This is a genomic window from Ideonella benzenivorans, assembly GCF_020387415.1.
GTDB lineage: Bacteria > Pseudomonadota > Gammaproteobacteria > Burkholderiales > Burkholderiaceae_C > Ideonella > Ideonella benzenivorans.
This window is the reverse complement of the sequence record NZ_JAGWCB010000014.1, coordinates 58,166-79,401: the sequence shown is the minus strand read 5'-3', so window position 1 is coordinate 79,401 and position 21,236 is coordinate 58,166. Positions and strand designations below refer to the sequence as shown.

Annotated in this window: 18 protein-coding genes; 6 read left to right on the top strand and 12 right to left on the bottom strand. The window is 69.5% G+C overall.

Annotation, left to right across the window (positions count from 1 at the left end; genetic code table 11):
- Window positions 1-10: 10 nt before the first annotated feature.
- The 3 genes from tssC to KGA65_RS16325 are packed head-to-tail and all read right to left on the bottom strand — an operon-like array spanning window position 11 to window position 2,697.
- Window positions 11-1,501: a type VI secretion system contractile sheath large subunit gene (gene tssC / locus KGA65_RS16335; RefSeq protein ID WP_225864188.1), complete on the bottom strand. Its 1,491-nt coding sequence runs from the start codon at window positions 1,499-1,501 to the stop codon at window positions 11-13.
- Window positions 1,502-1,503: 2 nt separating this feature from the next.
- The gene (tssB, locus tag KGA65_RS16330; protein WP_225864187.1) at window positions 1,504-2,022 is read right to left on the bottom strand and encodes a type VI secretion system contractile sheath small subunit; all 519 of its coding nucleotides are present in this window, start codon (window positions 2,020-2,022) and stop codon (window positions 1,504-1,506) included.
- Window positions 2,023-2,058: 36 nt separating this feature from the next.
- Window positions 2,059-2,697, bottom strand: coding sequence for a tetratricopeptide repeat protein (locus KGA65_RS16325; RefSeq protein ID WP_225864186.1), 639 nt, complete (start codon window positions 2,695-2,697; stop codon window positions 2,059-2,061).
- A gap of 269 nt (window positions 2,698-2,966) precedes the next feature.
- Between KGA65_RS16325 and tssJ the strand changes: the two genes are divergently transcribed.
- From tssJ to KGA65_RS16305, 4 genes are read left to right on the top strand one after another with little or no spacing between them, the layout of a single operon-like run.
- The gene (tssJ, locus tag KGA65_RS16320; RefSeq protein ID WP_225864185.1) at window positions 2,967-3,626 is read left to right on the top strand and encodes a type VI secretion system lipoprotein TssJ; all 660 of its coding nucleotides are present in this window, start codon (window positions 2,967-2,969) and stop codon (window positions 3,624-3,626) included.
- 37 nt (window positions 3,627-3,663) lie between these two features.
- Window positions 3,664-5,019, top strand: a complete 1,356-nt coding sequence (gene tssK, locus KGA65_RS16315) for a type VI secretion system baseplate subunit TssK (protein ID WP_225864184.1) — start codon at window positions 3,664-3,666, stop codon at window positions 5,017-5,019.
- Between the two features lie 24 nt (window positions 5,020-5,043).
- A complete protein-coding gene (locus KGA65_RS16310; protein WP_225864183.1) occupies window positions 5,044-5,820 on the top strand; it encodes a DotU family type IV/VI secretion system protein in 777 nt (258 codons plus the stop codon).
- A 41-nt stretch (window positions 5,821-5,861) separates the two neighbouring features.
- Window positions 5,862-7,175 (top strand): TIGR03862 family flavoprotein, encoded by a 1,314-nt coding sequence (locus KGA65_RS16305; protein ID WP_225864182.1) that lies wholly within the window; start codon window positions 5,862-5,864, stop codon window positions 7,173-7,175.
- 127 nt (window positions 7,176-7,302) lie between these two features.
- Here KGA65_RS16305 and KGA65_RS16300 read toward each other — a convergent pair whose 3' ends face one another.
- From KGA65_RS16300 to KGA65_RS16265, 8 genes are all read right to left on the bottom strand, one after another.
- Window positions 7,303-8,133 carry an urease accessory protein UreD gene (locus KGA65_RS16300; protein WP_225864181.1) on the bottom strand — a complete coding sequence of 277 codons (831 nt, stop codon included), beginning with the start codon at window positions 8,131-8,133 and terminating at the stop codon, window positions 7,303-7,305.
- Window positions 8,134-8,206: 73 nt separating this feature from the next.
- Window positions 8,207-8,989: an ABC transporter permease gene (locus KGA65_RS16295; protein ID WP_225864180.1), complete on the bottom strand. Its 783-nt coding sequence runs from the start codon at window positions 8,987-8,989 to the stop codon at window positions 8,207-8,209.
- Window positions 8,986-9,795, bottom strand: coding sequence for an ABC transporter ATP-binding protein (locus KGA65_RS16290; protein WP_225864179.1), 810 nt, complete (start codon window positions 9,793-9,795; stop codon window positions 8,986-8,988). Before KGA65_RS16290 ends, KGA65_RS16295 begins: the two co-directional genes overlap by 4 nt.
- Before the next feature lie 84 nt (window positions 9,796-9,879).
- Window positions 9,880-10,920: an ABC transporter substrate-binding protein gene (locus tag KGA65_RS16285; RefSeq protein WP_225864178.1), complete on the bottom strand. Its 1,041-nt coding sequence runs from the start codon at window positions 10,918-10,920 to the stop codon at window positions 9,880-9,882.
- An 86-nt stretch (window positions 10,921-11,006) separates the two neighbouring features.
- The gene (locus KGA65_RS16280) at window positions 11,007-12,281 is read right to left on the bottom strand and encodes a M20/M25/M40 family metallo-hydrolase (RefSeq protein ID WP_225864177.1); all 1,275 of its coding nucleotides are present in this window, start codon (window positions 12,279-12,281) and stop codon (window positions 11,007-11,009) included.
- Window positions 12,278-14,074, bottom strand: a complete 1,797-nt coding sequence (gene uraD, locus KGA65_RS16275; RefSeq protein WP_225864176.1) for a 2-oxo-4-hydroxy-4-carboxy-5-ureidoimidazoline decarboxylase — start codon at window positions 14,072-14,074, stop codon at window positions 12,278-12,280. Before uraD ends, KGA65_RS16280 begins: the two co-directional genes overlap by 4 nt.
- Before the next feature lie 5 nt (window positions 14,075-14,079).
- Entirely contained in the window at window positions 14,080-15,030 is a 951-nt protein-coding gene (gene puuE / locus KGA65_RS16270; RefSeq protein WP_225864175.1) for an allantoinase PuuE, read from the bottom strand.
- Window positions 15,027-15,776: a GntR family transcriptional regulator gene (locus tag KGA65_RS16265; RefSeq protein ID WP_225864174.1), complete on the bottom strand. Its 750-nt coding sequence runs from the start codon at window positions 15,774-15,776 to the stop codon at window positions 15,027-15,029. The genes puuE and KGA65_RS16265 overlap by 4 nt, the downstream gene beginning before the upstream one ends.
- A gap of 81 nt (window positions 15,777-15,857) precedes the next feature.
- Between KGA65_RS16265 and uraH the strand changes: the two genes are divergently transcribed.
- On the top strand, window positions 15,858-16,214 hold the full coding sequence (gene uraH, locus KGA65_RS16260) for a hydroxyisourate hydrolase (protein ID WP_225864173.1): 357 nt from the start codon (window positions 15,858-15,860) through the stop codon (window positions 16,212-16,214).
- Window positions 16,215-16,217: 3 nt separating this feature from the next.
- Window positions 16,218-17,414, top strand: a complete 1,197-nt coding sequence (locus KGA65_RS16255) for a urate hydroxylase PuuD (RefSeq protein WP_225864172.1) — start codon at window positions 16,218-16,220, stop codon at window positions 17,412-17,414.
- Window positions 17,415-17,444: 30 nt separating this feature from the next.
- On the opposite strand, the gene KGA65_RS16250 is transcribed toward KGA65_RS16255, so the two are convergent.
- Window positions 17,445-21,125 carry an ATP-binding protein gene (locus KGA65_RS16250; protein WP_225864171.1) on the bottom strand — a complete coding sequence of 1,227 codons (3,681 nt, stop codon included), beginning with the start codon at window positions 21,123-21,125 and terminating at the stop codon, window positions 17,445-17,447.
- Between the last annotated feature and the right edge of the window lie 111 nt (window positions 21,126-21,236).

Genomic DNA, 21,236 nt, shown 5'->3' with positions numbered 1-21,236 from the left:
GCGGTTGTGTTTAGCCCTTCTGGGACTGCGGCAGCTCGGCGACGAGACGAAGGGACACGGAAAGCTCGTCGAGCTGGAAATGCGGCCGGATGAACGACACGGCGCGATAGGCGCCGGGGCGGCCCGGCACTTCGGAGACCTGGATGCTGGCCTCGCGCAGCGGGTAGGTGGCCTTGGTTTCCTGCGTGGCGTTGTCGTCTTCCACCACGTACTGACGGATCCAGCGGCTGAGGAATTCCTCGATGTTGGCCGCCGACGCGAAGCTGCCCACCTTGTCGCGCATCATGGCCTTCAGGTAGTGGGCGATGCGGCAGACGCTGAACATGTACTGCAGCTGGGCCGAGAGCACCGCGTTGGCGTTGGCGGCATCGCTGTCGTACTTCTTGGGGCGCTGAGCCGATTGGGTGCCGAAGAAGGCCGCGTAGTCGGTGTTCTTGCAATGCACCAGCGGGATGAAGCCCAGGTCGCTGAGCTCCTTCTCGCGCCGGTCGGTGATCGCGATCTCGGTCGGGCACTTCAGCGCGACCTCACCCTCGTCGGTCTTGAAGGTGTGGGTGGGCAGATCCTCCACCAGACCACCACCTTCCACGCCGCGGATGGCGGCGCACCAGCCGTAGCTTTCGAAGGCAGCGGTCAGGCGCGCCCCCATGGCGTAGGCGGCATTGACCCACAGGTACTTGTCGTGCTCCGTGCCGTCCACGTCCTCGACGAAGTTGAAGCCTTCGGTGGCGGTGCCGTCCTTGGGGTTGAAGGGCAGGCGGCCCAGGAAGCGCGGCACCGTCAGGCCCACGTAGCGGGAATCTTCCGAATCCCGGAAGGAACGCCACTTGGCGTAGTCCACCGTGTCGAAGACCTTGGCCAGGTCACGCGGCTTGCCCAGGTCGGTGTAGGTCTCCAGACCGAAGAGCTCGGGTGAGGCGGCCGAGATGAACGGCGCGTGCGCCGCGGCGGCCACGTGCGACATCTGTTCGATGAAGTACATGTCCTCGGGCTGGCGCGAGATCTCGAAGTCGCCGATCAGCGTGCCGAAGGGGGCGCCCCCGAAGGTGCCGAATTCCTCCTCGTAGACCTTCTTGAACAGCGCGCTCTGGTCGAAATCGATCGCCGTCTTGAAGTCCTTGATCAGTTCCTTCTTGGCAGCGTTGAAGACCTGGATCTTCATGCCCGCGCTGGTGGAGGTCTGGCGGCACAGGTAGTGCAGGCCGGTCCAGGTGGACTCCAGCTTCTGGAACGCCGGGTGATGCATGATCTCGCTGAGCTGGGCGGAGATCAGCGCGTCCAGTTCGGCCACGCGGGCGTCCAGCGTGACGCTGAGGTTCTCCGAGACCGTGACCGTGCCGGCCATCACCTCGCGTACCAGCTCCGAGATGATGTCCCGGGCGCGCGCGTGTTCCGTCTCCGAGCGGGCGACCTTGCTCTGCGCGACGATCTGGTCGAGCAGCGGGCTGGCCTCTGTCGCGGCGGCGGCCGATGCCGCGGGGCTGAGGAGGGCTTCGCTCATGGTCACTCCTTGTCGGCGGGGTTGGTCTCGTTGCTGAGCTGCTGCAGTTTCTCGGTGCTGGACAGCACCTCGGTCAGCAGGTCATCGAGCTTTTCGTTGCCGGCCAGCTTGTTGCGCAGGTCGGAGAGCTTGGTCCGTGCCTCCAGCAGGCGGCGCAGGGGTTCGACCTGCTGCACGATGGATTCCGGGCGGAAGTCCTCCATCGACTTGAACTCCAGGTTCACGCCGAACTCGCCCCCCTCCGGGCTGAGCCGGTTCTTGGCGCGGAACGAGGTCTTGGGGGCCATGCCGGCCATCACGTCGTCGAAGTTGTCGAGGTCGACGTTGACGAACTTGCGGTCCTTGAGTTTGGGCAGGGGCTTGTCCGGGTCCACCTGGCCGGAGAACTCACCGAGCACCCCCACCACGAAGGGCAGTTCCTTCTGTTCGATGGCGTCGCCCACCTGGACGTCATAGGTGAGTTGCACACGGGGAGGGCGGACCTTTTCAAGCCGCTTCTGAACGCTGTCCTTCTTGGCCATGGGTGTTTCCTTGCTGCGGGCGGGAACGGGAGAGGCTCACTTGAGCTTGTCGAGGGGATTGCCGGCGGGGGCAGGGGCGGCGGCGGCTGCCGGATGCGCGGGGGCCGGGGCCGGCCGGCTGGTGCGGCGGCGCGGCGCAGACTTGGCCTTGGGCGGCTCGGCGCCGGGCGGCGTGATGGGCAGCAGCGCGGTCTCACCCAGCGTCTCCCGCAGCGAACGGGTGACGGCCAGGGCTTCCTCGCGGGAGCCCACCGGATAGGCCGCATCCTTGCGCAGGGCCTTGAGCGAGCCGGCCGTGATCCGCAGCCCGCTGACTGCCAGCAGGCTGTTGGCCGTGTTGTCCTGTGGGTCGCGCTGCAGCACCTCCTGACCGGCCAGCACGGCGTTGCCGTAGTCACCGGCGGCGAAGTAGTCCTCGGAGAGCTTCAGCCATGGGGCCTTGTCCGCGGGGTAGGCCTTGGCCGCGTCCCGGTACAGGGCGCGGGCCTTGTCCGGCTGCCCCTCGGCACGCGCTTGATCAGCCTGCGTCAAAAAGGACTCCAGCGTGGGCGGCACCGGCGCCGGGTCGGAGGCCGACGGGCCGCCGGGGGCCGCGCAGGCCGTCAGCAACGCACACAGGACCGCGGTGAGAGCCAGGGCGCTCCGTTGCACGGGTTGGCGCAGGGCGGACTTCATTTGTAACTCCATGAAAATAGAAACAAGCCGTATGGCCTGGCAGATGGGTGAATTTCCAGGCAGGCGGACTATATGCCGCCAAAAACAAAGGTCAAACCTCCTTTTGGGGGATCCTGAAATTCCGCCAATGGGGGGCATCAAGGCTAGACTTCGACCCCACGAAGAGCGTCGATGGTCTGGCGTTCGGAGGGCGTTTCGTCTGAATTGAGGATGCGCCGGCAAACAGGGGGATGAGGATGGCAGGGGTTTCTGATATTCGTGCGCGATGCATGGCCATGTGGGTGCTGGTGCACCGCTGGCGTCTGCTCGGAGGGCGTGTCTGCCTGCTGTTTCCCCTGGCGTTGACGGCCTGTGCCACCTCTGCGCCCGCGGGCTCATCCCCGGGGGTCATGGATTCGATGTTACAGATTGTCGGGTTGCAAAGAGTATCGTTACAAAATCAGGATCTGCCTGCGGCGGCGGCTTCGATGAAACCCGAGAAGAAGTTACAGGTTGTGATTCGCCTGCATGCGGGGGAATTGTTAAATACAGATACAAATGGCCGGTCGCTGCCCGTGGTTGCGAGAATCTATGAGCTGGGTGACAAGGACGCGTTCATGCGGGCGCCGGCCGCGACCTTCAATACTGACCGGCGTCAATGGCCTTCGGAATTGGCGGGCGAGGTGCTGGGGGTGAGGGAAGTGGTCTTGACGCCGGGTCAGCACTTCGATGCCACCGAGACGCTGCCTGTGGGCACCCGCTATGTCGGGGTGGTCGCGCTGTTCCGGGCGCCAGCGCCAGGACGCTGGCGGCATGTGTTCGATGCGAAGGCGGCGGCCCAGGGGGAACTGACCCTCGGGGTGCACGCCTGTGCGCTGAGTGTCGCCAGCGGGCAGGCCCTGGATGCGCCGCTGGAGATGACCCGCCTGGCCGGGGTCCAGTGTTCGTGAGATCCACTGATGTGTTGAAACCTGATGGGAAGTTGATGTGATCCGTGCTTCGAAGCTGCTCTGGGGGGAGGGGTTGTTCCTGCGGCCCCAGCATTTCCAGCGCCAGGATGCCTACCATGAGTGGCGTCTGGCCGAGACCGCCCAGGCCCTGAGCCCTTTTGCCTGGGGGGTGCGCCGCTGGCAGGTGGATGCCGACGCCCTGTCCAACGGGGTGCTGCGGGTCACGGCGCTGCAGGTGGTGTTGCCCGACGGGGATCTGTTCTCTGCCCCTACCGACGACGAATTGCCGGCGCCCGTGTCGCTCTCGGGCTGGCCGGCAGGTCTCTCGGAATGCACCTACCACTTGGCGCTCACCCCGGTGCGACCGACAGGGGCCAACAGCTGTGCCGCGGACGACGCCGGCGCTTCAGCCGTCCGCTATGTGCAGCGCCATGAGTCAGCCTCCGACTGGTTCACCGGGGCGGTCGAGGCGGAGATGGTGACGCTGCGCCGGACGGCGCGCCTGCTGGCCGAGACCGAAGCCCGCGATCACCTGACCTCGCTGCCCCTGGTGCGGGTGCGCCGGACCGGCACCGGCACCTTCGAGCTGGATCCCTCGTTTTCTCCGCCGGTGATGTCGATCGCCGCGTCGCCGCTGCTGCAGGGCCTGCTGCGGCGGACACTGGACATGCTGCAGGCCAAGGTGGATGCGCTCTATGGGGTCCACCGCGAACCCTCCAAGCATGTGATCGAGTTCCGCTCGGGGGACATCGCCTCGTTCTGGCTGCTGCACACCTGCAGCAGCGCCTATGCCGGGCTGTCCCATCTGTACCACCACCCCGGGCTGCCGCCCGAGCGCCTGTTCGAGCGTCTGCTGGACCTGGCGGGGGCGCTGATGACCTTCTCGCGCACGCATGGGCTGGCCGATCTGCCCGCCTACGACCACCAGACCCCGGCCGCTGCCTTCCTGCGGCTGGACACGATCGTGCGCGATCTGCTGGAGACGGTCATCTCCACCCGCTACTTCGCCATTGCGCTGAGCGAGACCCGGCCGTCCTATCACGTCGGGCGGCTGGATTCGCAGAAGATCGGCGACGGGACGCGCCTGTACCTGGGCGTGCAGGCGGCCCTGCCGCCGGCTGAGCTGGTCGAGGTGATTCCGCAGCGGCTGAAGGTCGGTGCGCCGGACGACGTCGAGAAGGTGGTGCTGACGGCCACCGCCGGCGTGCGCCTGACCCATCTGCCCCAGGTGCCGGTGGCCATCCCGGTGCGCCCGGGGGCCTACTATTTCGCGCTGGAGCCGCGCGGCCCGCTCTACGAACGGATGCTCCAGTCCCGCGCCCTGTGCATCTACGCCCCGACCGGGCTGCCTGACCTGCAGATGGAACTCATCGCCCTCAATGGCGAGGCCTGATCCCCACGTTGACACGTTCTTCCCATGAGCACTGCCCCTTCTCTGTTCGCCACCACGCCCGCCGCGCCGCCGGTGGTCGCCAGCATGGCGGCCGCCGAACCCCGCACCCTGATGGACCTGCTCTATCCCGGCTTCTACATGGTCTTTCTGCTGAAGAATGGCCAGTGGCCGACGGACGCAGGGCGCTTTCGCGAGAAGGTGATGGAACTGCTGCAGGAGGTGGACCGCGGCGCCAAACGCCTCGGGTTGGAGAGCGGCGATGTGTACCAGGCCAAGTTCGCCTTCTGTGGCCTGCTCGACGAAATTCTGCTGACCAGTGGTGCGGCCATCCGCGAGGCCTGGATGCTCAAGCCGCTGCAGCTGGAGCTGTTTGGTGAGCACATGGCGGGCGAACGCTTCTTCGAGCGGCTGGAGGAGCTGCGCCGGGAAGGCGCGGTGCGGCTGCAGGCGCTGGAGGTGTTCCACATGTGCCTGCTGCTGGGGTTCCAGGGCAAGTACGCGCTGGAGGGGACCGAGAAGCTGGGCTACCTGACCGCCCGGCTGGGCGACGAGATCCTGCACCTGCAGGGGCGGCGTAGTGCCTTCGCCCCGCACTGGGCGCCGCCGGACCAGGTCCGCCACAAGCTGCGCTCGGAGCTGCCGTTGTGGGTGATGGGCAGCGTCTTCGCGCTGCTGGGCCTGCTGGCTTTCCTGGGCCTGCGCATGCAGCTGCGCGACAGCACCGAGCGGGCGCTGGCACCGTATGCCGACATCGTGCAACTGGCCCCGCAGGCGGCCTGGTTCACGCTGACGCTGCCCTGAGCCGGCGCGGCCGCAGGGCGCTGGCATAGACTGCTGGCGCCATGTCGTCAGTCCTTCCCCCGTCCACCACCGTTTCCTCCCCCCGTGTCGCCATCGTGGGCGGCGGCCCTGCCGGCCTGATGGCCGCCGAAGTACTGTCGGCCGCCGGGCTGAGGGTCGACCTGTTCGATGCCATGCCCTCGGTGGGGCGCAAGTTCCTGCTGGCGGGCAAGGGCGGTTTGAACCTGACCCACGCCGAGCCGCTGCCGGCCTTTGTGGGCCGCTATGGTGAGCGCGCCGATCGGGTCCGGGCCTGGCTGCGGGCCTGGTCGCCCCAGGATGTCCGGGCCTGGGCCGATGGTCTGGGGGCCGCCACCTTCGTCGGCAGTTCCGGCAAGGTGTTCCCCCATGAGATGAAGGCGGCCCCCTTGCTGCGGGCCTGGCTGCACCGTCTGCGTCGGGCCGGGGTGCACTTTCACATGCGTCACCGCTGGCTGCCTGCCTCGCTGGGGGCGGCCCACCTGCCCCTGTCGCTGCGCTTTGCCACCCCGCAGGAGGAGGTGCCGGTGGCGGCCGATGCGCTGCTGCTGGCCCTGGGCGGCGGCAGCTGGGCCCGGCTGGGTTCGGACGGGGCCTGGGTGGCGCCGCTGCAGCAGGCGGGTCTGCCCGTGGCGCCGCTGCAGCCGGCCAACTGTGGCTTCGATGTGGGCTGGAGTGAGCACCTGGCCCAGCGCCATGCCGGGGCCCCGTTGAAGAACGTGGTGCTGCGCTGCACCGGTCCGCAGGGCGAATCCTTTGAGCGCAAGGGCGAGTGCGTGCTGACGGCCACCGGCCTGGAGGGCAACCTGGTCTATGCCGCCGCGGCGTTGCTGCGCGAGCAGATCCGTGCCCGGGGGCAGGCCGAGCTCACGCTGGACCTGCGGCCGGACCGCACGCTGGATGAGCTGACCCAGGCCTTGGCCCGGGGCCGAGGGGCTCGGTCATTGGCCAACCACCTGCGGGAGCAGGCCGGGGTCCATGGTGCACCGGCGGCCCTGCTGCGCGAGGGCGTGACGGCCGCGGAATGGACGGCCCACAGCCGCGACGCGGCCTGGCTGGCCGGGCGCATCAAGGCCTTGCCGGTCACCGTGCGGGCGCCCCGTCCGCTGGAGGAGGCCATCAGCAGCGCCGGGGGTGTGGCGCTGGAGGCCCTGGACGAGGGCTTGTGCTGGCGGGCCCATCCCCACATCGCCGTGGCCGGCGAGATGCTGGACTGGGAGGCGCCGACCGGCGGCTACCTGCTCACGGCCTGCCTGGCCAGTGGCGTGGTGGCCGCCCGTGGCCTGCTGCATGTGCTGGGGCGGGGGCCGGGCGTTCAGCCGCCCACCTTGAGCTGAGCCAGCAGCGCCATCAGTTCATCGGCCTGGCCGCGCACGGCATGGGCGGCAGCTCGCCAAGCGGGGGGAGGATCGGCGCCGGGCCGCCATCGGACCGGGCCAATCCGCGCGGTGGTCCGGCAGGGCCTCACATGCGCCAGATGCGTGGCGGCGCTTCCTCACGCTGCCACAGCAGGGCGCGCCAGCGCGCCCGGATGCGCCGCCACAGCCCGAACAGCGGCTCCACCCGCGGGGCCAGGGCCCGGCAGACGACCACCCGGGCATCCGGCGCCGTGGCACCGGCCCGGGGGGCCAGGCTGTCGGCGGCCATCTCCTCGCGGGCCGCATCGAGCAGGTCCTGGCGCAGATCGGCGCCCAGGTCCCGCCCGGCGGCCGCCCAGAGCGTGCCCAGCACGCGCTGGCCATCCAGGCCCAGGGGGGCATCCAGCAGCCGGTGGTCGCTGGCGTCCAGCCGGCCGTGTTCCAGCCACACGCCGGGCAGCTCCAGGTGCTGGGTGATGTGCCCGTGGCTGAAGGCTTCGTCGGCGGCGGGCAGGCCCAGGGCCAGCATTTCCCACCCCAGCATCTGGGCGCCGGGGGCGAGCTCGAAACGCAGCTGGTTCTCGGCCCGGCAACCGCGGTAGGCGATGGTCTCCAGCGGCAACCACTCCAGCCGGGCGCCGTCGGCCAGCCGGGCCGACAGGGTCTGACGGGCCACCTCGCCTGCGCTGCGGTAGAAGCGGGTGGCGCTGGGGGTGGTGATCAGGGCGTGGGTGCCGGACGCCTGCTCGACCGTGATGTCCAGCACATCGCCGCCGACGATGCCCCCTGGCGGGTGCACCAGCACATGGTGGCAGACCGCATCGCCCTCCGGGTAGAGCCGCTGCAGCACGCGCAGCGGGCCGTCGTGGCGGTCCAGCGCGATGGTGCGTTCACCGTCGCGGGTGTAGTTCAGGTGCAGATGGCCGTGCCAGCCCATGGCGGTTCAACAGCAAGGAGAAAGGGCGGCCCGGCCACCGGAAAGCCGCCCAGTGTACGCAAGGCCGCGGGGGTCAGGTGGCCTGCGAGCCGCGGTGGGCCCAGCCGGTGGTGCGCTTCTCGACCCAGGAGAAGAACTCGTACATCACCATCGCCATCGCGCCGACGACCACCAGACCCGCGAAGGCCAGGCCCATCTGCATCGCGCTGCCGGCGCTCACCAGCAGGTAGCCGATGCCCTCGTTGGAGGCCGTCATCTCCGACACCGTGGTGCCGACGAAGGCCAGCGTGATGGCCACCTTCAGCGAACCGAAGAAGTAGGGCATGGAGCGGGGCAGGCCGACCTTCATCAGCACGTCCCAGCGTTTGGCACCCAGCACCCGCAGCACGTCTTCCAGCTCCGGCTCCAGCGTGGCCAGGCCGGTGGCGATGTTGACGGTGATCGGAAAGAAGGAGATCAGGAAGGCGGTCAGCACCGCCGGGCCGACGCCGATGCCGAACCACACCACCAGGATGGGCACGAAGGCGGCCTTGGGCAGGGCGTTGAAGCCGGTCATCAGCGGGTAGATGGCGGCATAGGCCAGGCGCGAGCTGCCGATCAGAAAGCCCAGCAGCACGCCGACCACGATGGCGATGCCGAAGCCCGCCATCGTCACCCACAGGGTGCGCCAGGCGTGGCCCAGGATCACGTCACGGTACTCGACGATCTGCTCCCAGATGCGCAGCGGGCTCGGGAAGACGAATTCGCTGACATCGAAGGCCGAGCAGAGGGCCTGCCACAGCACCAGGGTGAACAACAGCAGAGCCCAGGGGGCCCAGCGTTCGAGGTTGCGGGCGCGTTGTGTGGCGGTCGTCATTGGGCTACCTCCGCTCCTTGCTTGCGCATGGCACCGATGTGGCCACGCAACTCATGCACGATGTCCGAGAACGCGGCGGTGTAGGTCACCTCCAGCTCGCGCGGACGGGGCAGGTCGATCTCGCGGCGCACCACGAAGCGGCCCGGGCTTTTGCTCATCACATAGACCGTGTCGGCCAGGAAGACGCTCTCACGCAGATCGTGCGTCACCAGAATGACGTTGAACTTCTGCGCAGCCTGCAGGTCGCGCAGCGTGCACCACAGTTCTTCGCGGGTGAAGGCATCCAGCGCGCCGAAGGGCTCGTCGAGCAGCAGCATCTTGGGCTCGTGGATCAGCGCGCGGCAGATGCTGGCGCGCTGCTGCATGCCGCCCGAGAGCTGCCAGGGGAACTTGTCCTCGTAGCCGCCCAGGCCCACGCTTTGCAGCAGCGCGCGGGCCTTGGCCTCGTACTCGGCCTTCTTCTGCTTGAAGCTTGACCGGTAGGGCTCGACGATCTCCAGCGGCAGCATGACGTTCTGCACCGTGGTGCGCCAGGGCAGCAGGCTGGGCGCCTGAAAGGCCATGCCGGTGATCTTCAGCGGCCCATCCACCTCGCGGCCGCCGATCTCGATCGTGCCCTTGCTGGGGCGCTTCAGGCCGGTGGCCAGCTTCATGAAGGTGGATTTGCCACAACCCGAAGGGCCGACGATGGCGATGAATTCACCTTCCTCGACCTGCAGGTTGATGTCCTCCACCGCGAACTGGCCCTGGGCCAGCAGCTCGTCGTTGTAGGCGAGCCAGACGTTGCGAAAGTCGACAAAACTCATGCGGCTTCTCCCGTGAGTCCGTGGGCGGGCACACCGGCGGCTACCCACCCAGACCAGGCAGGCATCCAACCGGCGTGAACGGGCTTACTTCTTGAAGATGTTGCGCTCGGCGGCCGAGGGCAGGTAGGCACCGCTCCAGACCGCGTCGGGGTTGATGCGGCTCTTGGTCTGGAAGGCGTCGGCCACCTGGCTGGCCATCAGGGCCAGGCGGGGCTTGCTCAGGTTGCCGAAGGTCTCGGCCTTGGCATCGGGCGTGGCCACCGAGCTTTCGATGGCCAGCTTCAGACGGCGCTCTTCCAGCGCCGGGTTGATGATGCCGTCACGCGCCTTGACCGCCGCGATCGCGCTCTTCGGGTCGGCGATCACGTCCTTGGCGCCCTTGGTGAAGGCGCGCAGGAAGGCCTTGACCTCCTCAGGGTGCTTCTTCAGGAATTCCTCGCCGACGATGATCGCGTTGCCATACAGCTTCACGCCGAACTGCGGGTAGGCCATCACGGTCACGTCGCTGGCCTTCACGCCGCGGGCTTCCAGGTTCAGCAGCGAGGTGAAGTAGAAGCCGGTGATGGCGTCCAGGTCGCCCTTGGCCAGCATGGTCTCGCGCAGCGTCGGGTCCATGCTCACCCACTCCACCTTGCCGACCTTGTTGGCCTTCTGGAAGATCGGGAAGGCACGGCGGCCGGCGTCGAACACCGGGGCGCCCAGCTTCTTGCCGGTCAGGTCGGCCGGGGTCTTGATGCCGCTCTTCTTCAGCGCAAACACCGCCGCGGGCGTGTTGTTGTAGACCATCATCACGGCCACCGGCTTGTTCGGGGCGGTCGGGTTGTTGGCCTGGAATTCCATCAGCGCGGCCAGGTCGGCAAAGCCCATGTCATAGGCTCCCGACGCCACGCGGTTGACCGCATTGCCCGAACCGTTGCCCGCGTCGACGGTGACGTCCAGCTTTTCGGCCTTGAAGTAGCCCTTGGCAGCCGGCACCAGGAAGAAGGCGCTCGGGCCTTCAAAGCGCCAGTCCAGCTGGAACTTGATCGGGGTGGTCTGGGCCTGCGCGAGGGCGGGCAGGGTCAGGGCCGCGGCCAGGCTCAGCAGGCTGCGTCGGGAGAGGCGGGCGAAGGAGGAAAAGCGCATGGTGTACTCCGGAGGGTGGGAAGGGACGGGGATGGGGATTGGGAAGAAGGGGCAGCAAGAAGCGTGCGAAACCTGCGGTGACCGGCTCAGACCGTGGCCAGCAGGTCGGCCAGGGCACGGGCGACCACTCGGGTGGCGCGCTTCAGGTCGGCCAGTGCCAGGTGCTCGTCCGAGCGTTTGGCGCCGGATTCCAGCACCGTGCGCGGGCCGGCGCCGTAGATGACGGCCGGGATACCCCTGGCCCCATACAGGCGCACGTCGGTGTAGAGCGGCGTGCCGGAGGTGGGAATGGGCTCGCCGAACACCGCTTCGCCATGGCGTTGCAGCGGGGCCACCAGCTTCTCGTGGCCGGGCAGGGGCTTGAGCGAATGGGCCAGCAGCAGGCGCTTGATCTCCAGCCGGATGCCGGGGCAGGCGGCCACGCTCTGCTCGATCAGCGCGCGCACCTCGGCCTCCACCGCCACCACGTCCTCTTCCGGGATCATGCGGCGGTCCAGCTTGAGAACCACCTTGCCGGGCACCACGTTGGTGTTGCTGCCGCCTTCGATGCGGCCCACGTTCAGGTAGGGATGGGTGATGCCGACGACGGCAGAGCGGCGCGTGCGCAGCACGTCGTTGTGGGCATAGAGCGCGGTCAGCAAGGTGTTGGCGGCCTGCAGCGCGTCCACGCCGGTCTCCGGGTAGGCCGCGTGCGAGGCCGTGCCGTGCAGCGTGACCTCCAACTGCAGGCAGCCGTTGTGCGCGGTGACGACCTGGTAGCTGAAGCCCGCAGCGATCAGGAGGTCCGGGTGGGTCAGGTTCTGAGCCAGCAGCCAGCCCGGGCCCAGTTCACCGCCGAACTCTTCGTCGTAGGTGAAGTGCAGCTCCAGGGCGCCGCGCCGGGGCTGGGCCACCGCCTCCAGCGCCCGCAGCGCGAAGGTGTAGGTGGCGAAGTCGCTCTTGCTGACGGCCGAGGCGCGGCCGTAGAGCTGACCGCCGGTGGCATCGGGGACGATCTCGCCGCCGTAGGGGTCGTGGGTCCAGCCCTCGCCCGGGGGCACCACGTCGCCGTGGGCGTTCAGGGCCACCGTGGGGCCGCCGTCGCCGTAGACCCGCCGCACGATCAGGTTGGTGAGGCTTTGCAGGCCGTAGGCGTGGACGGCTTCGGCGGGCACGGGATGGCGGCTGGCCGTCAGGCCCATGCCGGCCAGCAGCTCGGCGGTGCGTTCGGCGTGCGGGGCGTTGTTGCCCGGCGGGGTGTCGGTGGGCACTTGCACCAGGGCCTGCAGGTAGCGCACCTCCTCGTCGAAGTGCTGGTCGATCCAGGCGTCGAGCGCGGTGTAGATCGGGTCGGTGAGGGGGCGTTCGGTGGGGTGGCTCATCGGGTTTCCTGGGCGAGGGCGTCGAGCAGCTGCAGCAGGGCCTGCACCGCGAGTTCGCAGTCGTCGTTGGTGACGGTTTCCAGCGGGTTGTGGCTGATGCCGGCGTTGCCGCCGCGCACGAACAGCATGGCCTGGGGCACCAGCTCGTGCAGTTTCATCGCGTCATGGCCGGCGCCGCTGGGCAGATGGAAGACGGGCAGGCCCAGGGCCTGCACCGCGGCCTCCCAGCGGGCCTGCCAGGCCGGGTCGGAAGGGGCGGCCGAGGCGACCATCACCTCTTCGAGGTGCAAGGTCACGCGGCGCCGCTCGGCGATGCGCTGGGCCTGGCGCTGCACATCCAGCACCATCGCGTCGCGCTGGGCGTTGTTGGGCGCGCGCAGGTCCAGGCTGAAGTGGCACAGGCCCGGCACGACATTGATCGAGCCCTGCGGCACCTCCAGCATCCCGACGGTGGCCACTGAGCCTTCGTCGGCGGAGGCCCGGGCCTCGGCGAACAAGGCCAGTTCGGCGGTGGCGGTGGCGGCATCGCGGCGCCGGTTCATCGGCGTGGTGCCGGCGTGGCTGGCCACCCCGGTGTAGTGGCCGCGGTAGCGCGCGCTGCCGTTGATCGAGGTGACCACGCCCAGCGGCAGGTCCAGGTCGTCCAGCACCGGGCCTTGTTCGATGTGCACCTCGACATAGCCGAGGTAGTCGGCCGCGCTGCGCCGCAGGCCGCGGATGGCGTCCAGCGTGGCCGGCAGGTCCGCGTCCAGCATGGCCTGGCGCATGGGGATGCCGTCGGCATCGGTCTGTTCCAGCCAGGCGGGGTCGAACTGGCCGACCAGTGCGCCGGAACCCAGGAAGGTGGCCTTGTAGCGCTGGCCTTCCTCTTCGGCAAAGGCCACCAGCTCGATGCCGAAGGGCAGGCGGCGGCCCTGGCGGTGCAGCTCACCCACCGCCGCCAGCGTGACCAGCACGCCCAGCCGGCCGTCGTACTTGCCGCCGTTGCGCACGGTGTCGTAGTGGCTGCCGGTCAGCAGGCGCGGCGCCTGGCGGTCGCTGCCGTGGTAGATGCCGACCACATTGCCGACGGCGTCCCGGTGGGCCTCGTCAAAGCCGGCGTCCCGCATGGCCTGCAGCAGCTGGGCGGCGCAGGCCCGGTGGGCCGGGGTCAGGTAGGTGACGGTGAGCTGGCCTTGGGCAGCAAAGCCGGGCTCACTGTGCGCGGCCAGGGCCTCGGCCGCATCCCAGACCAGGTTGCCCAGCACCGGCTCGGCGCCGAACTTCTCGTTCAGGCGGATCTCGGCGATGCGGTGGATGGCGCGCAGGCACTCGGCGAACTCGAACTCCTTGGTGCCCGTCAGGCGCCGGGCGAAGGTCTCGATGATCTGCTGACGGGTGAGGCCCAACCCGCGCGGGCCCTTGACGGCCAGGATGAAGGGCCAGCCGAAGCGCGCGTTGTAGTCGGCGTTGAGCTGCTGCAGGCGGGCGAATTCTTCGGGGCTGCAGTCGGCCAGGCCGGCGCTGCGCTGCTCGCCGGTGGATTCGGCGGTGAGCGTCTTCGTCACCATGGCCTTGCCGGCCAGTTCCGGGTGGGCGCGGATCAGGGCCAACTGGGCCTGTTCGGGCGCGGCCCGCACCACCTCCACCAGCGTGCGCTTGAGCTGCGCCAGGCTGACGAAGCCGCCCGCCGGCCGTCGGCTCCAGGCGCCGTCGGCGATCCAGGGCGAGTGTTCGTACACCCCGCCCAGCAGGCGGCCGAAGGTGTCGCGGTCGGCGCGGTTGAGCAGCGCCAGGGTGAGGGCGGCGGGCATGGGGCTCACTCCCAGATGAAGGCCTTGGCGGCGTCGAAGGGGTGGGCTGCCTGCCAGTGCTGGGCGATGTCGATGCGGCGCGTCACCCAGACCCGGCTGTGGCTTTGGACATGGTCCAGGAAGCGCTGCAGCGCCTTGAAGCGGCCCGGGCGGCCCAGCAGCCGGCAGTGCATGCCGATGCTCAGCATGCTGGGGCGCTCGTCACCTTCGGCGTACTGCACATCGAAGGCATCACGCAGGTATTCGAAGAACTCGTCGCCGTGGCTGAAGCCCTGCGGCAGCGAGAAGCGCATGTCGTTGGTGTCCAGCGTGTAGGGCACCACCAGGTGCGGGGCCAGGCTGCCGTCGGTCTTCTTCACCTGCAGCCAGAAGGGCAGGTCGTCGCCGTAGTAGTCGCTGTCGTAGGCGAAGCCGCCGTAGTCGGCCACCAGGCGGCGGGTGTTGGGGCTGTCCCGCCCGGTGTACCAGCCCAGCGGGCGGTTGCCGGTCAGGCGCTGGATGATCTCCATGCCGCGGGCCATGTGCTCGCGCTCGATGCTGTCGGGCAGGCTCTGGTAGTGGATCCAGCGCCAGCCGTGGCAGGCGATCTCGTGGCCCAGCTCGACGAAGGCCTGGGTGACCTCCGGGTTGCGCTCCAGCGCCATGCCGATGCCGAAGACGGTCATCGGCAGGCCGCGGCGTTCGAACTCGCGCAGGATGCGCCAGACACCGACCCGCGAGCCGTACTCGTAGATGCTCTCCATCGACAGATGGCGGTCGGGGTAGGCGGCCGGGTTGAACATCTCGGAGAGGAACTGCTCGCTGCCGGCATCGCCGTGCAGCACCGAGTTCTCGCCGCCTTCCTCGTAGTTGAGCACGAACTGCACCGCGACGCGGGCGTTGCCCGGCCAGCGGGCATGGGGCGGGTTGCGGCCGTAGCCGACGAGGTCGCGGGGATAGCGTGCAGCGGTGTTCATGGCGTGTCAGGTTGCAGGGCGGTGGCCAGATCGGCCACACGCGGGTTGAGACGGAGGTTGCGCTCGACATTGCCCAGGTGGGCCTGGAGCAGGGCCACGGCGGCGTCGCCGTCGCGCCGGGCCAGGGCCTCGACGATGGCGACGTGCTCGCCGGAGGATTCCTCGGCCGAGTGCGAGCTTTGGTACATCAGCGAAATCAGCGAGGAGCGCGAGAGCAGGTCGCCCAGCAGGTCGGCCAGCACCTGGTTGCCCAGCATGCCGGCCAGCAGGCTGTGGAAGTCGGCCAGCAGCCGGGTGCGGCCGGTCACGTCGGTGCGGGCGATGGCCGCGCCTTCGTCGGCCAGGTGCTGGCGCAGCCGGGCGATCTGGTCGTCGGTAATGCGGGCGGCCAGCTCGCGCAGCATCGCGCTCTCCAGCATCGTGCGCACCTCGTAGACCTGGCGGGCCTCCTCGACGCTGGGTTCGCGCACGAAGGCGCCGCGGGCGGGCTCCAGCGTGACCAGCTTGTCGCCCGAGAGCTGGTTGAGCGCCTGGCGCACCACGGTGCGCGAGACCTTGAAGATGTCGGCGATCTGCTGCTCGACCAGCTTGGTGCCGGGCATCAGGCGTCGCTCCACGATGGCCGTCGTCACCGAGGCGACGATGCGGTCGGTGGTGGTGCGTTCGCCCGCGCCTTCAGGCACGCCCAGGGCGGCCGGGGTGTCGGCGGGCGGGGTCAGCGCGGCGGGATCGGGGCGGCGGGCCATGGGGCGCTTGGGGTGATTTGCGGTGTATGCGAAAGTGTATACACTTCAGTCCACAGTTTTCAACCACTTTGTTCGCCGACCATGGGACAACTCACGACCCACGTGCTGGACACGATGCGCGGCTGCCCGGCGGCCGGCATGGCGGTCCGGCTGTACCGGCTGCCGGCCACCGGTGCGCCCGAGCTGATCCACCAGCTCAGCCTGAACCATGACGGCCGGGCCGATGGCCCGCTGCTGCAGGGTGAGACCTTCCAGCCGGGCCGCTACCGCCTGGTGTTCGAGGTGGCCGCCTATTTCCGGGCGGCTGGCGTCACCTTGCCCGAGCCGCCGTTCCTGGATGCGGTGCCGCTGGACTTCGGCATCGCCGACGCCAGCGCGCACTACCACGTGCCGCTGCTGGCCAGCCCCTGGGCCTATTCCACCTACCGGGGCAGTTGAGCGATGGACACCTCCTACCTGCTGGACTGGGCCAACCTGCTGCTGCGCTGGACCCATGTGATCGTGGCCATCGCCTGGATCGGCTCGTCCTTCTATTTCGTCTTCCTCGACAGCAACCTCGAGAAGCCCACCGACCCGGCGCTGCAGGCCAAGGGCGTGGGCGGGGAACTGTGGGCCGTGCATGGCGGCGGCTTCTACAACCCGCAGAAGTACCTGGTGGCGCCCAAGACGCTGCCCGAGAAGCTGCACTGGTTCTTCTGGGAGAGCTACAGCACCTGGCTGAGCGGTTTCGCGCTGTTCACCGTGCTCTACCTGTTCCAGGCCAGCACCTTCCTGATCGACCCACGGGTGCATGCCTGGCCGTCGGCCGGCTGGGCGGTGGCGGCGGCGCTGGGCTTCCTGGTGGTGTTCTGGTTCGTCTATGACGCCATCTGCCACCTGTTCGGCCGTCGCCAGAACGGCGACACCATCGTCGGCGTGCTGGTGGCGGGCGTGGTGGTGCTGGCGGCCTGGCTGGCGACCCAGCTGTTCGCCGGCCGCGCGGCCTTCCTGCTGATGGGCGCGATGATGGCCACCGCGATGAGCGCCAATGTGGCGCACTGGATCATCCCCGGCCAGCGCAAGGTGGTGGCCCAGCTCAAGGCCGGCCTGCCGGTGGACCCGATCCACGGCCAGCGCGGCAAGCAGCGCAGCGTGCACAACACCTACTTCACGCTGCCGGTGCTGATCGCGATGCTGTCCAACCACTACGGCTGGCTCTACGAGGCACCGCACAACTGGCTGGTGCTGGTGGTGATGATGGGCGCGGGCGCCTCGATCCGGCAGTTCTTCGTGGCGCGCCACAAGACCAAGCTGGCCGGCCAGCGGGCCCCCTGGGGCTATGCCATCGCCGGGGTGCTGATGATCCTGGGCGTGATCGTCGCCCTGGCGCCGGCGCCCAAGCCGGCGGTGGCGGCCGCGCCGGTGCCCACGTTCGCCCAGGTGCAGGCGGTGCTCCAGCAGCGCTGCGTGCTCTGCCACAACGCGCAGGTGCAGAACAAGGGCATTGAGCTGGACCGGCCGGAGCTGATCCGCAAGAACGCGATGGCGATGCACCAGCAGGCGGTGGTGCTCAAGGCCATGCCGCTGAACAACGCGACCCAGATCACCGACGAGGAACGGGCCCTGCTGGGCCGCTGGTTCGACGCCGGCATGCCCTGACGCCGCCCGGCGCAGCCGCGGGGCGCCGGCTCAACAGGTGGCGGGTGCAGTGCCCGGTTGCCGGGTGACGGCCTGCAGGGTGGCGATCAGCCGCCCGATGTCGATCGGCTTGGCCACATGGGCCACCATGCCGCAGGCCAGGCACTGCTCGCGCTCAGCCGCCAGCGCATGGGCGGTCTGCCCGATCACCGGCAGGCGCGGGGCGATGACCCGCAGGCGCCGGGTGGCCTCGAAGCCGTCCATCTCGGGCATCTGGATGTCCATCAGCACCGCGTCGAAGCCGGTGGGCTCGGCGCGCACCCGGTTCACCGCCTCGCGGCCGTTGGGCGCCAGCACCACCTCGGCACCGGCCCCGCGCAGCGCCTGCTCGATCACCAGCTGGTTGACCTCGTTGTCTTCCGCCACCAGCAGCCGCAGCCCCTGCAGCGGTTGATGGCCTGCCGGCGGCGCGGGGTCGCGCAGGTCCAGCGGCAGGGTGGCCATGGCGGCCGGCCGCAGCGGCAGGCGCAGCGTGAAGCGGCTGCCCTGGCCCAGCTGCGAACTCACCTGGATCTCGCCGCCCATCAGCTCGGCCAGCCGGCGGCTGATGGTCAGCCCCAGCCCGGTGCCGCCATAGCGCCGGGTGGTCGAGGCATCGGCCTGGTGGAAGGGGGCGAACAGCTGGTCGAGCTGCTCGGCGCTCATGCCGATGCCGGTGTCGCTCACCGTGATCACCAGCTGCTCGTCGGCCACCTCGGCGCGGACCTCGATCCGGCCGGTGGAGGTGAACTTCAGCGCGTTGGACAGCAGGTTGGCCAGGATCTGCTGCAGGCGCAGCGGGTCGGTCAGGCAGGCGTCGGGCAGGCTGTCGGCCAACGCAATCTGCAGCGACAGGCCCTTGGCGCGGGCGCCTTCGCGGATCATGTCGACCGAGGCCTCGATCAGCTGGCGCGGGTTGGCGGGGATGGATTCCACATCCAGCCGCTCGGCCTCGATCTTCGAGAAGTCCAGCACGTCGTTGATGATGCCCAGCAGCAGCCGGCCGGCCTCCAGGATGCGCTGGTAGCTGGGTTCGGCGGGGGTGCCGCGGGCCTGTTCCAGGCCCAACTGGGCAAAGCCCAGGATGGCGTTGAGCGGGGTGCGGATCTCGTGGCTCATGTTGGCCAGGAATTCGCTGCGGTGGCGGGCCTGGCGCTCGGCCAGCTCGCGGGCGGCCTCGCGCTCGGCTTCCAGTGCGTGGCGCTCGGACACATTGCGGACCACCGCGACCACGTCCTCGCCGGCGGGCACCAGGCGGGCCTCGAAGGCCTGCGGGCCCTGGCCGGTGGTGACCTCGTACTCGACCGTGACGGGCTGGTGCTGCCGCACGGCCCGGTGCAGGCCGGCCTGCAGCACCTGGGCGGCCTGGGGGGGCAGCACCTCGTCGACATGCAGGCCGATCTGCTCATGGGCGGGCCGCAGCAGGTCGGCCGTGTTGCCCGCCCGGGCATCCAGCATGCGGCCATCGGGCGACAGGCGGAAGTACAGGTCGGGCAAGGCCTCAAACAGGCTGTTGAGCTCGGCGGTGCGGCGGGCCACCTCGCGTTCCAGCAACTCGGCCTCGGCCTCCAACTGGCGGGTGGCCAGCTTCTGGTAGGTGATGTCGACGAAGGAGGCGAGCAGGTAGTCCTGTGCGCCAATGCTCATGCGGGTGGCCGAGAAGGCGATGTCCACCAGCTCGCCATTGCGCCGCAGCAGGCGCAGGTCCCGGCCCTTGACCCGCCGACCGTCCGTCAGGGTCGAGGACAGGGCATCGCCCGGGTCGGTTGCGTCGGGCAGCAGGCCCAGCTCGGTCACGCCATGGCCGATCACCTCGTCGATGCGCTGGCCGAACAGCTCCAGCCAGGCGGCGTTGACATCCACCACGTGCAGGTCGTTGGCCCGGCACAGCAGCATGCCCACCGGGCTGGTCTGGAACATCTGCGCAAAGCGCATCTCGCTGTCCTGCAGCGCGGCCACCGCCACGCGGCGGGTGGTCTCGGCCTCGGCCGCCGCCAGGGCCAGGCTGACCTGGCCGGCCAGCCGCTCCAGCAGCGCGGTCTCCTCGGTGCCCAGGCGGTCGCCGGTGATGCACAGCAGGGCCCGCCGCTGGCTGCCCACGCGCAGCACCAAGGCCACCCGCGTGTCCCCCAGGGCCTCGGGGTCGTCCAGCAAATGCTCCACCAGGGTGGCGCCCTGCTGCCAGGCCTGCGCCTCCAGGCTGCCCGGCGGGTCCTGGCGCAGCGGCACGGGCGACGGGGGGGCGATGAAGCCCGCGTGGGCCACCGGCAGCAGCCAGTCCTCGGCGGCATCGGCCTGGCCGATCCAGGCCTCGTACAGGCTGCCCTCGGACTTGAGGGCACCGCAGACCACGCCGAACAGCGTCACCGCGTCGCGGGTCAGCGCCGAGGCTTCCTGGACGCGGGCCAGCACGCGGTAGAGCCGGTTGAGCCGGCTCAGCCGCTCCTCGTTCTGCCGGTACTGGGTCACGTCGCGGGCAATGCCCACCACGCCGACCACGTGCTGGGCGTGGTCGCGCAGTGGGGTGCGGATGACTTCGAACAGCCCGGCCTCGTCCTGTCCCGGGGTCTGCAGCCATTCCTCGGCCAGGGTGCGGTGGCCGTGCTGCAGGGCCTCGCGGTCGCGCTGGCGGGCCAGCAGGGCCTCGGCCTCGGGCATCAGGTCGGCGTCGGTCTTGCCGACGATGTCCTGCACCTCGCGTCCATGGCGTTCGGCAAAGGCCGGGTTGCAGGTCAGGTAGCGGCCGGCCAGGTCCTTCACGAAGACCAGGTCGGGCAGCGTGCTGATGAGGGTCTCAAGCTGGCGGCGCTGGGTGTTGAGCTCGGCGGTGCGCCGGTCCACCACCCGCCGCAGCGCAATGCCCCAGCCCAGCACCACCGCACCGCCCAGGGCCGCCACCAGGGCGATGGCACCGAGGTAGTGCTCCCAGGGCGCGGGGACGCGCTCCGACGGGCTCAACCACTGCCGACGCAGGCCGGCCAGCTCGTCGGGCGTGAAGGCGGCGAAGCCCTTCTCGACCTCGGCCAAGGTGGCCTGGTCGCCCTTGCGCACGGCCCGGTGGAACTGGCCCTGGCTCAGCGACAGGGCGGCGCGGAACTCGCGGTGCAGGCCGGCCCGGTAGAGCAGGAAGTCGGCCGGTGGGCCGTCCATGCAGAACATCCGCAAGGTGTTGTCCTTGGCGGCCTCCACCAGCGCGGCGTAACTGGGCAGCGGCTGCAGCCGGGACACGCCGGCGGCCAGCAGCACCCCCTCGCAGGCGTCGCCTTGCTTGACCCCGACCACGAAGGTGCGCAGCGAGGCCAGATCCCGGATGCCGCCGATGTCCTTGTGCACGTAGATGTGCACCGGGATGTCGGCATAGGGCGCGGAAAAGTCCAGCGTGGCCTCGCGCTCGGGCGTGCGGAACATCGTGTCGATGACCTGGGCTCGGCCCTCGGCGAGGTCCCGCTGGGCCAGCGCCCAGTCCTCGGCCCGCAGGTCCACCGCCACGCCGGTCTTGCGGGCCCACAGCTGCCAGCTGTCCACCAGGTAGCCCTGCACCTGGCCGTCCGGGCCGCGGAACACATAGGGCGGGTAGTTGTCGTCCAGCACCACCACCAGCGGGCGGGCCCCTGCCTCGGTCGCCAGGGTCGGCGCCGACAGGCCAAGGGTCAGCAGCAGGAACGAGGCGAGGCGCAGGGAATGCAGCGGCATGGGCAGGGGGGCGGTCCTCCCGCGCGGTCCGGTGCTTTTCGGGAGCAGCGCTCAGCATAGCGCAGCGCCGCGGCCGAATGGGGTTCGAAAGTCGCGTTGTTCCCGGTTTCG